General features: G+C 36.7%; 12 protein-coding genes. 2 read left to right on the top strand and 10 right to left on the bottom strand.

Translation table 11 applies throughout. The features are described from left to right. Window positions 1-18 precede the first annotated feature (18 nt). The 7 genes from FW780_RS08430 to FW780_RS08460 form a co-directional block, all read right to left on the bottom strand. The gene (locus FW780_RS08430) at window positions 19-237 is read right to left on the bottom strand and encodes a hypothetical protein (RefSeq protein WP_149833180.1); all 219 of its coding nucleotides are present in this window, start codon (window positions 235-237) and stop codon (window positions 19-21) included. A gap of 226 nt (window positions 238-463) precedes the next feature. Next, window positions 464-1,258 carry a thymidylate synthase gene (locus FW780_RS08435; protein ID WP_149833181.1) on the bottom strand — a complete coding sequence of 265 codons (795 nt, stop codon included), beginning with the start codon at window positions 1,256-1,258 and terminating at the stop codon, window positions 464-466. A 135-nt stretch (window positions 1,259-1,393) separates the two neighbouring features. Further along, complete coding sequence (locus FW780_RS08440) at window positions 1,394-1,834, bottom strand: hypothetical protein (protein WP_149833182.1); 441 nt, start codon at window positions 1,832-1,834, stop codon at window positions 1,394-1,396. A gap of 152 nt (window positions 1,835-1,986) precedes the next feature. After that, the gene (locus tag FW780_RS08445; protein ID WP_149833183.1) at window positions 1,987-3,336 is read right to left on the bottom strand and encodes an alpha-amylase family glycosyl hydrolase; all 1,350 of its coding nucleotides are present in this window, start codon (window positions 3,334-3,336) and stop codon (window positions 1,987-1,989) included. A 165-nt stretch (window positions 3,337-3,501) separates the two neighbouring features. Then, window positions 3,502-4,098, bottom strand: a complete 597-nt coding sequence (locus FW780_RS08450) for a plasmid pRiA4b ORF-3 family protein (RefSeq protein WP_149833184.1) — start codon at window positions 4,096-4,098, stop codon at window positions 3,502-3,504. 134 nt (window positions 4,099-4,232) lie between these two features. Next, window positions 4,233-5,264, bottom strand: coding sequence for a sensor histidine kinase (locus FW780_RS08455; RefSeq protein WP_047387319.1), 1,032 nt, complete (start codon window positions 5,262-5,264; stop codon window positions 4,233-4,235). Window positions 5,265-5,312: 48 nt separating this feature from the next. Then, entirely contained in the window at window positions 5,313-5,987 is a 675-nt protein-coding gene (locus FW780_RS08460; RefSeq protein ID WP_002977493.1) for a response regulator, read from the bottom strand. 324 nt (window positions 5,988-6,311) lie between these two features. Here FW780_RS08460 and FW780_RS08465 point away from each other — a divergent pair, with 324 nt between their 5' ends. Further along, window positions 6,312-9,101: a TonB-dependent receptor domain-containing protein gene (locus tag FW780_RS08465; protein ID WP_149833185.1), complete on the top strand. Its 2,790-nt coding sequence runs from the start codon at window positions 6,312-6,314 to the stop codon at window positions 9,099-9,101. 44 nt (window positions 9,102-9,145) lie between these two features. After that, window positions 9,146-10,555, top strand: coding sequence for a hypothetical protein (locus tag FW780_RS08470; protein ID WP_149833186.1), 1,410 nt, complete (start codon window positions 9,146-9,148; stop codon window positions 10,553-10,555). Window positions 10,556-10,896: 341 nt separating this feature from the next. Here FW780_RS08470 and FW780_RS08475 read toward each other — a convergent pair whose 3' ends face one another. The 3 genes from FW780_RS08475 to FW780_RS08485 all read right to left on the bottom strand — a co-directional run bounded on the left by FW780_RS08475 (window position 10,897) and on the right by FW780_RS08485 (window position 14,629). Continuing rightward, entirely contained in the window at window positions 10,897-12,135 is a 1,239-nt protein-coding gene (locus tag FW780_RS08475) for an amidohydrolase (RefSeq protein WP_149833187.1), read from the bottom strand. 80 nt (window positions 12,136-12,215) lie between these two features. Then, complete coding sequence (locus tag FW780_RS08480; RefSeq protein WP_149833188.1) at window positions 12,216-13,061, bottom strand: AraC family transcriptional regulator; 846 nt, start codon at window positions 13,059-13,061, stop codon at window positions 12,216-12,218. 233 nt (window positions 13,062-13,294) lie between these two features. Continuing rightward, entirely contained in the window at window positions 13,295-14,629 is a 1,335-nt protein-coding gene (locus FW780_RS08485) for an amidohydrolase (protein WP_149833189.1), read from the bottom strand. Window positions 14,630-14,648 lie beyond the last annotated feature (19 nt).

Below are 14,648 nucleotides of genomic sequence, written 5' to 3' on the forward strand. Positions count from 1 at the left end.
CTTTATTATTTTTTAGAATTATTTTTTAATGATGATATCGAAAATATCATTGACTAGGGTCTCATAGTCACCTTTTTGAAGTTGTTCTTTGGTTTTTGCAAAAGCTTTTTTCAGCTCGCTTTCCGGATTTTCGTCATCCACTATTTCTGCTGAAGCTACTCCTTTCAATTGAAGTACAGCGTTTTTCAGCGCTTCAATGTCTGCGTTTTCTTCAATATTAATTTTTAAATACTTCATGATTTATTTTTAAGCATTTGAAATTTATGATCTGCAACCCACAATCTATTTTATTTTTAAAAGGATTAAATGACCAGAAGTTGTTCTTTCAAATTTAAGAAACAATTGCCAAACAAAGTGTACTAAAGGATTTATATTCTGATTCCCTAATTTATGAGTACAGATAATGCATCTATTACTATTAAAGTAACAGATGTAAATAAAAAATTAAAGTGATATTAGAATATTAAATCGCCACAGGAGCTTTGATTCCCGGATGTGGATCATAATTTTCCAGACTGAAGTCTTCAAAATCAAAATCAAAGATGTTTTTAACTTCCGGATTCAGTTTCATCGTTGGAAGGGCTCTCGGTTCTCTTCCAAGTTGTCTGTTTACCTGCTCAAAATGGTTATTGTAGATATGAACATCTCCGAAACTATGAACATAATCTCCCACTTCCAGATCACAAACCTGCGCCACCATCATCAACAGCAATGCATAGCTTGCAATATTGAACGGTACTCCAAGGAAAACATCAGCACTTCTCTGGTACAGCTGTAAGGAAAGCTTACCATCTGCTACATAAAACTGAAACAGGGCATGACAAGGTGCCAAAGCCATATTTGGTATTTCTGCAACATTCCAGGCGGAGACAATCAGTCTTCGGGAATCTGGGTTCTTTTTAATCTGATCAATTACTTCTGTGATCTGATCCACAACTTTTCCGTCTGCACCGCTCCAGCTTCTCCACTGTGCTCCGTAAACCGGTCCCAAATCTCCATTTTCATTAGCCCATTCATCCCAGATGCTTACTCCATTATCTTTAAGATACTTGATGTTGGTATCTCCTTTCAGAAACCAAAGCAGCTCGTAAATAATAGATTTCAAATGCACTTTTTTTGTTGTTACCAAAGGAAATCCTTTAGACAGATCATATCTCAGCTGATATCCGAAAACACTTCTTGTTCCAGTGCCTGTTCTGTCGGTTTTATCAGTTCCGTTATTTAAAATATGCTGTAAAAGGTCCAGGTAGTTTTGCATTTTGAATGAGATTTTAAGTTCCAAATTTAGTAAAAACCATCAAAAAAAGCACTCATTTTTATGAATGCTTTTTATAGACGTGATGTCTATTTTCTATTAAACAACTGTATATCTGCGATCTAACCTGTATTAATTTTACCATATATTTTCAATGGTCTGATGAATGTTATTTACAGTGAATGATTCTCCTGTTTTTTTACCATACATCACTTTTACCAAGGGAGATTCTGCAGATACGGTCATGATTTTCTGATTTTCAAAGACAAGTTCACCCATTGAGGCAGAGATATAGAACAGTCCTTTATTGGTTTTTACCAATGCACCATTCTGAACTTTTTCTGAAGGATCGGAAGTTATTTTCTGTAGCACAGCCTGCTGATTCAAAACTTCGTTAAGCTGTCTCTGCAGATTATTAATTTCCTGCTGAAGCATTTCTCTTCCGGTTTCGTATTTGTCACCCATCGAACTTTTGGTATCGTTATTGGAAGCCCGTGTTTCTGCAATAAGATTTTCAAAATACTGGATTTTGTCGGCTGCTTTTGCTTTTATGATATTGATTATTTCCTGTTTGTTCATTGTAATGATGGATTTTTATTGTAGGGGCAGCTAATACCACCCCGTCAAAATCATAGATTTCGACACCCCTCCGGCGGAGGGGAATTGAGTACCGTTAAAGGCTATTCATTAAGATTTTATAATTTCAGCCAAAAATTTAAAGGTTGTACTACTCATTTTTCAAATACGGCATAATCCGAAACTTTGAAACTAAAGTCTTTTCCATTGCTGAAATCTCTTTTGGTTTTATCAAAAACATTTCTGAATGTTCCGGATACATGTTCGTCTTCAATTGAAAAGGTAACAGGTTCTTTTGACATATTTAAGACCACCAATACTTCATTATTTCCATTTTTTCTTACATACGCCAGAATCTTGTCATTGGCTGTGGTATTAAGAAGATAAGTCGTTACGTTAGAATCTCCTCCTCTTAGAGCCGGATTGGAAGCTTTTAAATCTAATAATGTTTTATAGAAATCGGCAACCTGATAGGTATTGGTCCATTTGATGACATCTTTTTCAAAGAACTCAAGTCTTTTCATATTGGGAAGTTCCTGGCCTGAGTAGAGTAACGGAACACCATTCCATGTGGCAGAGAATACTGCCATAGGTTTTGTAATGACTCCATATTTTTCATATTCGGTTCCGTTCCATGAGTTTTCGTCGTGGTTTGTGGTAAACCATGCTCTCATTGAAGTATCTCCTATATTCGAGTATTGTCTCAGAAGATCTTTTAATTCCTGAAGAGGTTCATTCTTTTTATAGTAGTCGGCAGATTTGTGCATCCATTTCCAGGAATAGCTGGCGTCAAAAACTTTCCCGTATTCAGGGCTTTCCAACTCATCAAATTCTCCCAGCCAGAAAAGGGGTTTTACTTTTTCTACTTCGGGACGCGCTTGCTCCCAGAAATCCACTTCTACCCATGAAGCAAGATCACATCTGAAACCGTCAATATTGGTTTCCTGCACCCAGAATTTCATGGCATCTATCATTGCATGGCGCATTTCCTGGTTTTTATAATCCAGTTCGATAATATCATCCATTCCGGAAGCAATATGGAATTTTCCGTCCGGGTCTTTCAGATAAAATTCGGGATGAGTTTTTGTCCATACATGATCCCATCCTGTATGATTGGCCACCCAGTCTATGATTACTTTGAATCCCAATCTGTGTGCTTCATTCACCATATCTTTAAAATCCTGCAATGTCCCGAATTCAGGATTGATGGAAGTATAATCTGAAGCGGCGTAAGGACTTCCCATGCTTCCTTTCTTATTCTGCTGGGCAATGGGTGTGATGGGCATAAACCAAAGGGTTTTTATTCCCATAGATTTCAGGCGGGGCATTTCTTTTGCAAATGCTTTGAAGGTTCCTTCCTGAGTATATTGTCTTATGTTTACTTCGTAGATATTCGTATTATGTTTCCAGTCTTTTGGCAGTTCTGTCATCTTCCTTGTATTTTTTCGAGTGGTACAGGAAACAATTCCCAGACCAATTACAGCTAACAAAATTAATTTTTTCATTAAACTATTTTTAACAAAAGTAAGGATTGTTTTTTGGGAAAAGGCAAAATTTACGGACAGATGAATATAGTTTTTGATGTTACCAGACTGTTTTTATTTAAATACCTCAGCGCTTTTGCAAAAAAAAGCCCCGGATTAAAATCCAGGGCCTGTATATTGTGTTGACTATCTTTCGTCATCATTGTCATCCTCATCATCAAAGACATCGTCATTGTAGTCTTCTTCTTCCTCGTCATCGAAGCTGTCGTCTTCATCTGCGAAGTTTCCTCCTGATCCGAAATCTTCATCGAAACCAAACTCATCATCTGCCAATGGCATTGCTGATTTCTTTTTAGATCCTCCTGCACTTCCGTTTTTGCTTGGTGCCTTCAACGGAACGTTTCCGAATCTGTATACTGTGATAGGATAATTAACTCCTTTTGTTTCTTCAATTACTTCTATAAGTTCACAGAAGAATTCCCAAAGATCAAGAAGCCCATACTGGAACTGTGCTTTGTCTCCTACACTTTCAAAAGCTTCATCAATGTAAACATCTGACATAATCTCACCATCACCATCGTCACTCATATCTTCCAATGGGACACTTTTTACAATTGTTCCGTCATCTTCTAACAGGTTAAAAGTAGAAAGCTCATCTCCCTGCAGACTGAACGCACTTTTAATTCCTAAATGTAAGTTCCATAACGTTTGTTTTCCCTTAACTTCGACATCACGGAAAATATCTTCTTTCGCATCTAATATTACGCGGATTTTGTAAACCATATCAGTTTCTTAAATTACTTTTTTGCCTTTATAATTATGATAAATCTCTGGTGCAAATATATAATAAATGACATGTGACAAAAAAATATTTCAGGATTTTTTAAAATATTTTTTTTTCTTACATTTTGCCGGAATTATTTACTTTTTTCGAGCATAAAACTAAACTTTGTCCCTTCAAGGTATACGCTTTCTACGGTAATATTTTCGTTATGTGCTTCAAGTATATGTTTTACAATGGCTAATCCAAGTCCTGAACCTCCTTCTCTTCTGCTTCTGCTGGTTTCTACACGGTAAAATCTTTCAAAAATCCTTGGAAGAATCTCAGACTTTATTCCCATTCCGTTGTCTATAACTTCTATCAGGACCTTATTTTTGAGGATACTGGTCTTTACGATCACTTTTGCTTCCTGTCTGTTGGCATAATGGATCGCATTAGAAATAAGATTAATAAAAACCTGGGAAATTTTCTGTTTATCAGCTTCCACAAAAATCTGTGGATGAAGGGTCTGAATCTGTAATGTTGTATTTCTTTTTTCTGCTTCAAGATCAAGCAGATCAAAAATCTCTTTAATCAGGAGATTGACATCAAATTTTGAAACAGTAAGATTGATTTCGCCTGCTTCAAGCCTGTTGATCATATCAAGATCTGTTACAATAGCAATCAGTCTCTCTACAGATTTATCAATTCTTTCCAGGTATTTGTCCCGAATGGTAAGATTGTCTACCCCACCGTCTCTTAAGGTTTCTACATATCCCTGAATAGAAAACAAAGGTGTTTTCAGTTCGTGGGACACATTACCGATGTATTCTTTACGGTAGCTTTCCATCTCTTTCATCATATCAATTTCTGATACCTGCTGCTGATTGAGATCTGAAAATCTTTCTCCTAATTCTTTGATGGTAATATTTTCATCCTGATTCTGCACTATTTCCTGCGGCAAAAATCCGGAAAGACCTTTTACCTGTTTTCTGCTGTAATAATTGAAAAGCAGTTCCAATACCACACAGTTAATCAAAAAGATCAGGACAATACAGATGAAAAGACCCGTTTTGAACAAAGGGGTCTCATAATAGATATCTTTCAGTGAATCGAAGACGACTACCAAAAGGAGCATTACCAGTGTCAGCAGACAGGAGGCAACAAGGGTAAGTCTGTAAAATTTCAATTTTACAACGTTTTAATGATTGAACGTAAAGTTAAGATTTTTAGCGAATTAAACGATCAGTTTGTACCCAATCCCTTTTAATGTCTGAATCGTATTGATTCCCAGCTTTTCTCTCAATCTTCTGATATGTACATCGATCGTTCTTTCACCAACAATCACATCATTCCCCCAAACCTTTTCAAGAATTTCTTCTCTTTTGAAAACCTTTTCAGTATTAGAAGCCAAAAGGTAAAGCAAGTCAAATTCTTTTTTAGGAAGAAGAAATTGCTGTCCGCTTTTGGAAACTCTGAAATTATCTTTGTCGATAACAAGGTCTCCGATTTCGATTAGTTTTGCATTGTCAGAAACCTGAGAGGTAAGCTGTAATAATGCATTTACTTTAGAGATAAGGATTTTCGGTTTGATCAGTTTTACGATGTAGTCATTGGCACCCGCCTGAAAACCTGCTAACTGAGAAAACTCTTCGCTTCTTGCAGAAAGAAACACGATAAGTGTTTTTTGAAGTTCTTTCACTTTACGAAGTTCCTGACAGGTTTCTATACCATCTTTCTCAGGCATCATGACATCTAATAAGATAAGGTCCGGAACAATTTCCTTTGCTTTTTCTATACCTTCATTACCATTGGTAGCTGTATAGATATCATACCCCTCCTTTTCCAAATTGTAAGACAGAATCTCTAAAATGTCCAGTTCATCGTCTATTAAAAGAATTTTTTTGCTCATCTTCTAGTTTAAGAATTCCCACAAAATTAATTATTTCCATTGATTTCATCTATCTGCCAAATGTTAACTAATTATTAAAAAACCACATTTTAACATCGAATTATAAAATCAATAAAAAAATTAAACAATAAATACACATAAATCAAATATACGAAACAATATCTGAATTTAATATAAAAATTATAATTATATAAATTAAACATCGATAACTATAAAATCCATTCATTCGTTAATACAAATTTCATAATTAATTAAGATTCTCCTAAAGTTTTCTTAAAAACTTAGCCTTTATTTTGCCCTTGAAAAAGAAGTAAAAGAAGTAAAATGAAAAAACAACTCCACAAGAGCATCATGCTACTTGCCTTGTTTTCTGCTGGCTATGCTTTTGCACAAAGTCAGATTTTGGAAGGTAGGGTATTGGACGAGAAAGATAACACTCCTATAGAAGGGGTAAAGGTAAAAGTAAATGGACAGGAAGTAACGACTGACATTTCCGGATACTACTCTATCAACCTGTCCCCCGGCACCAATTACATTGTAACGGTAAGCTCCAATGGGTATAACAGAAAAGAGATCAGTGAGGTTATTATCAAAAATGAAGGTAATACTCATCTTGATATCGTAATGGACAAGCCCTCTACCAAGGAAAAAGAAATTGAGGGAGTTGTCATTAAATCTAACGCGAGAAAAGAAACCATAGCCTCTACGATCGGATTACAGAAAAATGCCGGTGTAGTTTCTCAGGTTATTGGTGTTGAAGCTATTAAAAGAAGTCCGGACAGAAACACAGGGGAAGTTCTGAAGAGAGTTTCCGGAGTGAGTTTATCTGAAGGAAAATATATTGTAGTAAGAGGTTTATCAGACCGTTATAATCAGGCGATGCTGAACGGTATTCAGTTATCCAGTACGGAGCCTGACAGAAAGACTTTCTCTTTTGACCTTTTCCCGGCAAACGTTATCGAAACCCTTGTTATCAACAAAACTTTCATTCCGGAATATACCGGTGAATGGGGAGGAGCGTTGATTCAGGTAAATACAAAGGATATTCCTAATAAAAACTTCTTCAATGTACAGGTAGGTGTAGGAGGAAACACCGCTACTATGGGACAGGAGTTCCATATGCAGAAAGGTGGAAAATGGGACTTTTTAGGAATTGATGACGGTTACAGAAAGCTTCCTACCAATATGCCTGCAAAAAATGCTTTCAGCATTCTGACTGAAGATCAGAAAACACAGATTGGTAAAGGATTTACAAAGAATTTAGGGTACAACAGTATTGGTTATCCTGAAAACTTAAGTTTACAGCTTGACGGAGGTTTCAATACCAAATTATTCGGAAAAGATTTAGGGGTAATTGCTGTTTTAAACTATAGTAACAACAAAAGAAGAACTGAGTCTACCAACCGTTTCTTTACCATCAACGACCAACTTGCTGATACCAACTTCGATTATTTTACAGAAAAATACAGCAACGATATTATCTTAGGAGGAATGTTGAACCTTGCTCTAAAGCTCAACAGCAACAATAAAATCTCCTTAAAGAATATCATCACCAACAATACGGTGAACCACATGTCCTTCAGAACAGGAAAGGACTTTGAATTTGACCCTATCAACGGGACAAACATTATGGCAAGGGAAATAGGTTTTAAAGAAACTACTTTCTACAACTCTACCCTTACCGGTAACCATAAAATTGATATCCTTGGCGGTCTTACTGTAAACTGGTACGGAAGCTTCGGGATCTTAGATCAATACATTCCTTTGCTACAGCGTTTACAGTATAACCAATATACTAATATGCCGGGAAGTCCTTATTTAGCTTTAATTTCTAATGGTCTTTCTCAAAAATCAGGAAGTGTATTCTACTCTACTCTAAGCGACTATTTATATAATGCCGGAGGTGATGTATCCAAAACATTTACCCTATTTGGACAAAAACAAACGATCAAAGGAGGGTATTTATTCCAGGTAAAAGACAGAATATACAATTCAAGGCCATTCTCTGTAAGACTTGAAAACTTCAATCAGGGATTACTTTCCCAGCCTTTTGAAACGATCTTCAATCCTGGGAACTTCGGAGGTAACGGTGGATTTACATTTGATGAAATTGCAGGAAACCAGTACAGATATATCGCCAACACAATCCTTAATGCGGGGTATTTACAGTTTGACAACAACTTTACACCATGGTTAAGAGCGGTTTGGGGATTAAGAGTTGAGAACTTTGATCAATTGGTAGGAAGCACGAAAAAAAGTGATGACCGTTTTGTGAACACCCGTGTTACAGATTTCTTACCTGCTGTAAACTTAACATTTAAGGTAAATCCTAAAATGAATATTCGTGTTGCAGGTTCACAAACTGTTGTAAGACCGGAGTTTAGAGAGGTTTCTCCTTTAGCATATTATGATTTTGATCTTGGAGCTACTGTAATTGGTAACAAATCAATTGAAAGAACTAAAATCACGAGTGCCGATGTTCGTTGGGAATATTACCCAAGAAATGGAGAAATTATTTCCGTGGCAGGTTTCTATAAAAACTTCAAAAAGCCAATCGAGTTATACTTCAACCAGTCTGGGGTAGGAACGAGTAATACCTTCAACTACCTTAACGTAGATAAAGCTGACGCCTATGGAGTGGAATTGGAAGTTAGAAAAAAACTTGATTTTGTAAGCGCTCTTAAAAACTTTACGCTGGGTGGAAACGTAGCTTTAATTAAAAACAAAGTAACAGACGAGGCTACTAAGATTGACAGACCAATGCAGGGGCAGTCTCCTTATACTGTCAACGTAAGCCTTCAGTATGATACTGAAAAATCAGGATGGTCTTCTACGGTACTATTCAACATGATCGGAAGAAGAATCCTTTATGTAGGAAACGATCAGGTACCACCAATTTGGGAAGCACCTAGACCTCTTTTGGATTTCCAGCTTGCTAAGAAAATATGGAGCAACAAAGGGGAAATTAAGCTGAATGTTTCAGATATTCTGAACCGTCGTGCTAAATTCTACCATGACCTGAATGACAACGGTAAGTATGACAGCAAAGATGCTCTTGCTATTGAAAGACTTTCAGGAACCAATATCAGTTTAACATTGGGATACAATTTTTAATTCACTCAACAAATAATCTAATAAATAATTTAATTCTTTATAACATGAAAAAGTTCGTTTTATATTCTTTAATGCTTGGCGCTCTAGTATCAACTACCGCATGTAGAAATATAGAAGAAGATGGACCTACCATTATTCAAAATGGAGGTAACGGAAACGGAGAAACTGAAAACCTTATTCTTTCAGGAAAGATCACTTCCAGCCTTACGCTTAAAGCAAATAAAATCTATAAGCTAAGAGGATTAGTATATGTAACTAACGGAGCTACTTTAACTATCGAGCCAGGTACAAAGATCGTAGGTGAAGCTGATAAAAACGGAGCTTTGATCATTACAAAAGGAAGTAAAATCATGGCAGAAGGAACTGCTGCCAACCCAATTATCTTTACTTCTGAAAAACCAAGTCCTAAAAGAGGAGACTGGGCAGGTGTAGTAATTTTAGGAAATGCTCCTACTAATGCTTCTTTCGGTGGAGCAAACGGAGTTGGAGAGATTGAAGGAGGAATCAACAACTCTGAAGGTCTTGGACTTTACGGTGGAAACAATGCTGCTGACAACAGTGGTGTATTAAAATATGTAAGAATAGAATATGCAGGATATGCATTCTTACCGGATAAAGAGATCAACGGACTTACATTCGGTGGTGTAGGTAGCGGAACTACAGTAGATTATGTAGAAGTTGCTTATGCTAATGATGACAGTTTTGAATGGTTCGGAGGAACGGTAAACTGTTCTCACCTTATTTCTTACAAAGGTCTTGATGACGATTTCGATACAGATAACGGTTTCTCAGGAAATGTACAGTTTGGTATCGCAGTAAGAGATTCTCAGGTAGCAGACGTTTCCGGTTCTAACGCATTTGAATCTGATAATGATGCTAACGGTTCTACTTTGACCCCTCAGACATCAGCAACATTCTCTAACATGACGATTATCGGGCCAATCAACTCTGCAGCGCCAGGATCAATCAACGCGTTATTCCAGAATGCATTACAGATCAGAAGAAACTCTTCAATCTCTGTATTCAACTCTGTATTCACAGGATTCCCGGTAGGTTTATTCATTGATGCTACAAAAGGGGCTCCAACAGATAACAATATTGTAGGTAATAAACTGTTCTTTGAAAACAACGTTTTAGCAGGAATGCAAACTCCTTTAAAATTCGGACCATCTACATCTACTCCGACAACTTATACATTGAACGATCTTACGACTTGGTTTAATGCTAAAGGAAATACAATCCTTGCTTCTACAGCTGATGTAAAACTTGCCGGTGCATGGGCTCCTGCAGGAACTACACCAAACTTCACGCCTAGCGCAGGTTCTCCATTATTAACAGGAGGTGCATTTACTAATCCTAAATTAGCGACTTGGTTTACACAGGTAACTTACAAAGGTGCTGTAAAAGATGCGAACGATACCTGGTATGCAGGATGGACAAACTTCAACTTATAATTATTACATAAGTACTTAGATTTAATTTCAAATAGAAGGCCTTCGGAATCATTTTCCGAGGGCTTTTTTTATTGGTATGAGCAGATTGTATGACGGTCTGCAGAAATCAATATTAAGAGGTGTTCATATTGTAAAAAACAAAAAAGAAATATGAACAGTTATTATTTTTGTTTAACAGGGGATTTTCATTAAGAATTTTGGCTAAAGCCAAAGAAATATATAGAGCAGCAAACCCGTAACCCGTAACCCAAACCCCGAAACTCATAATTCAAAAAAAAGCCACCAGGAAAACTCCCGATGGCATTCACAAAAAACAAGTGTATAAAAAATATATACTTCAATTAATTTCTCCAGAATAAATTCCCGTCATTCATCAGGGCTTTTATTTCAGACATTCTGGAAACAGCTTCTGCAGAACATGAAGCATCTGTAAGAACAATGGCAGCTTCATCACCGGCTTTAGGCCATTGCTGCTTCCCTTTTTCATCCAGAGGAAGAATACTCTGAGTGGCAAACTGTAAAGCTCTTGACAATGCATATTCTGTAGCATACCCATACAATTCGGCAATAAGATTGGCTTTCTGCAACATACTTCCTGAACCGAAAGTACTCCAGTAGTCCTGTACATTATCATTTCCAATCAATACATTTACCCCATATTTTTTCAGGGTTGGTATTGGCATTACCGTTCCTTTAAACGGTACGGATGACGCGATTCCCACTTTTCCGGCAGCCAGTCTTTCTGCAATCTGCTCTGTTTCTTTGGGTGAAAGATGAGCTAAAGCAAATGCATGACTTACAAATGTTTTCCCTTGCAGTGCAGGATTTTCAATTGCTTTATCAATCAGATAATTGATTGTTTTCATTCCGGATTCTCCTACTTCATGCAAATGAATATCAATTCCTTTATTGTGATCTAAAGCCAGCTGAACGGTAAAATCCATTACTCTTTCAATACTTCCGTCAATACTTAAAGGATCCAATCCACCAATGAATCCTACACTTTTCAGTTGTGCTGCTTCTTTCATCAACGGAGCAGATTCAGTATAATAAACTCCATGCTGAGGAAAGGCAACTAATTCTGCTTTGAAAGAATCTTTTTTATTTTCAAGAGCCTGCTCAAGATGTTCCAGAGATTTCAGTCCTGAAGTAGTATCAATATTAAAATGTGTTCTTGCGAAATGAGTTCCATAATGCTGCTGCAGACTGATCAGCTGTTCTGCTCTGCTTACGGATGTTTTTAACAGTTCAGGAATGATTTCCTGTTCATAAGCAATCATATCTTTTACCGTTCTTCTCTTAGGAGAAAGAGCCTGCCATGGAAGGCCGTACAGTGTTTTATCCAGATGGATGTGCATATCTCTGAAAGCAGGTAGCATCAGATATTCTTTAGCATCAATTGCTTCGGAAGCCGGATCATTGGATTTTACGGCTTTTATTTTTCCGTCTTCAATTTCAATACTGAAAAGATCAGTTTTTGTTCCGGTTACCTCTTCATTTTCGTATTCAAAACCTGTTTCCAGGCGGACATTTTTAAGGGAATATTTTCCTTTTGCAGTTAATTGATAGGGAAATTGCATGATTTAAAATTTTAACAATACAAAATTAGTCCGGCTTAAGCATAAAACCGGTGTATCAATTATGTCTTGTTTTGTACAGATTATTCTTTGAATTGGGAAGGTGTCATTCCCGTCTGTGCCTTAAAGAATTTGGAAAAGCTGGCATGATCATAGAAACCAAGATCATATACAATATCTTTCACCGACATTTCAGAAACTTTTAAAAGCCTTTTTGCTTCCAGTAAAATACGGTCCTGAATAAGCGATGAAGCCGAAGCATTGAGGTTTTTCTTGCAGACAATATTCAAATAATTGGCCGAAATATTCAGTTTATCTGCATAAAAAGAAACGGATCTTTCTGTTTTGAAATGTTCATCAATAAGATGAAGAAATTTTGAAATAATAGGGTTTGAATTATAGACTTCAAAGTCTTTGAAAGCTCCTTCCACAGATTTACTCACCAACAGCCCGATAAGTTCACTTCTTTTTTGAATAAGTTCCCAGAATACTTTTTCTTCATTGAGTTCTTTCTGGATGGCCTGAAATTCATACAGAAAAGTTTCAAAAACTTCCCGGGAAAGATTAATAACCGGATGATTCTGATAATATGATGCCGAGAATCTTAACGATGGCAGAAAACTTTCAAACCAGTCCCGACTGATCATCAGCTGATACCCAATGGTTTCTTTTTCAATCACCCACTGATGCACCTGATCCGGAAAAACCAAATGAATCTGATAATCTTTCACCTCATATTCTGTAAAATCTATGGTATGTGAGCCTACTCCATGCTCAAAAAGATTGATGATAAAAAAATCATGCTTATGAGGATCGTCAATGGAACGCGCCCCGTAAAGTTCATTAAACAGCAGATTACAGCCCTTCAGCTGATTTTCACTAAATTCCTGAATTTCTAAAATTGGAAAATGATCCGTATGATAGCTCACTCTGCCTGATTTTCTCCTAAAATTACTAAAATTTGTGAGAAAAAACTAAAATAACCACAAAAGGGACAAAAGTCTTACATACACCACTCCTTCTTCAATCCTATCTTCGCTTAGTAGCTGTTTCCGAAAATCAATAATGAATTCTCAGGCTTTCCCTCGTAAAACTTTCATACCCTTTGTGGTTAAAAAAACACAACTAAAAATATATTAATTTATCAAATTTCTTTTTTGAACTAAAAGACAACATTTCCATCATGTACCAATGATTCCACATCTGAAATTCTTGATACCGCTTCTGCAGAACAGCTTGCATTCATCAGTACAAAATCTGCTTTATCTCCTGTTTTTGGCCATTGCTGAGTTCCTTTATCATCCAGTGGAAGAATATTTCCTGTTGCCAGTTTTAGACTTCTTGACAATAAGAACTCTGTTGAATATCCGTATAACTGAGCCATTAGATTGGCTTTCTGAAGTACACTTCCTGTTCCAAAAGTATTCCAGTGGTCTATGATACTGTCATTTCCTGTCAGAATAGTTACATTATGTTTATAGAGTGTTGGTATTGGCATGATCAGCCTTCCGAAAGGGATTGTAGAGACAATTCCTATCTGGGCTTCTGCTAATTTTTCAGCGATTTCTTCCTGTTTTGCAGCTTCTAATTTTGCCAGAATAAAACAGTGGCTTAAATAAGTTTTTCCTTTCAGAGAAGGGCTTTCGTTTACTTTTTTAATAAGATATTCTACGGTTTTCAATCCTGAATCTCCGGTTTCATGCAGGTGAATATCGATCCCCTTTTTATTATCCAAAGCAAGCTGAACAGTGAAATCTACCACTTTTTCAATATCGCCATCTACGTTGAAAGGATCTACTCCACCGATAAAATCAATATCCATCTTCGCCGCCTCTTTCAGATAAGGCACGGAATCCGTATAGAACACACCATGTTGTGGGAATGCTACCAGCTCAGCTCCAAAACCTTTCTTTTTATTTTCTAAAGCTTTCTGCAGGTTTTTTAATGACTGAAGTTTTGAAGTGGGCTCAATATTCACATGACTTCTTGCATAGGAAGTCCCTTTTGACTGTAATAATTCGATGAGTTTTTCTGCCTTGAAGGTTGAATTTTTCAGCATATCAGGAAGCATTTTCTGCTCTAATTCTATCATTCCTTTTATGCCTCCCGTTCTTTTTCTAACGGCCTGCCATTGATCTCCATAAAAGGTCTTATCAAGATGAATATGCATATCTTTAAATGCAGGAAGCATCAACAGCCCTTTGGCATCTACCGCTTTAGCATTGGGCTGGTTTGGGGCAATTTTTGTCATTTTTCCATTTTCAACCTCTACATAGAACAGATCTGTTTTGGTAGAAGCTACTTCCCCATCCTGATATTCAAAACCTGTTTCCAGACGAACATTTTTAAGGCTCATTTTTCCTTTTATTGAACTCTTATTTTCTTCCAGGAAAGGTGATGCAGTCATGATATTAGGTATTAAAGTTAATCCCGCTACAGCCAACGCTGAATTTCGGATAAAATCTTTACGGGATATGGTATTGTCTGAGGTCTTCATTTCCAATCTATTTATGACA

Source organism: Chryseobacterium sediminis (assembly GCF_008386505.1).
GTDB lineage: Bacteria > Bacteroidota > Bacteroidia > Flavobacteriales > Weeksellaceae > Chryseobacterium > Chryseobacterium sediminis.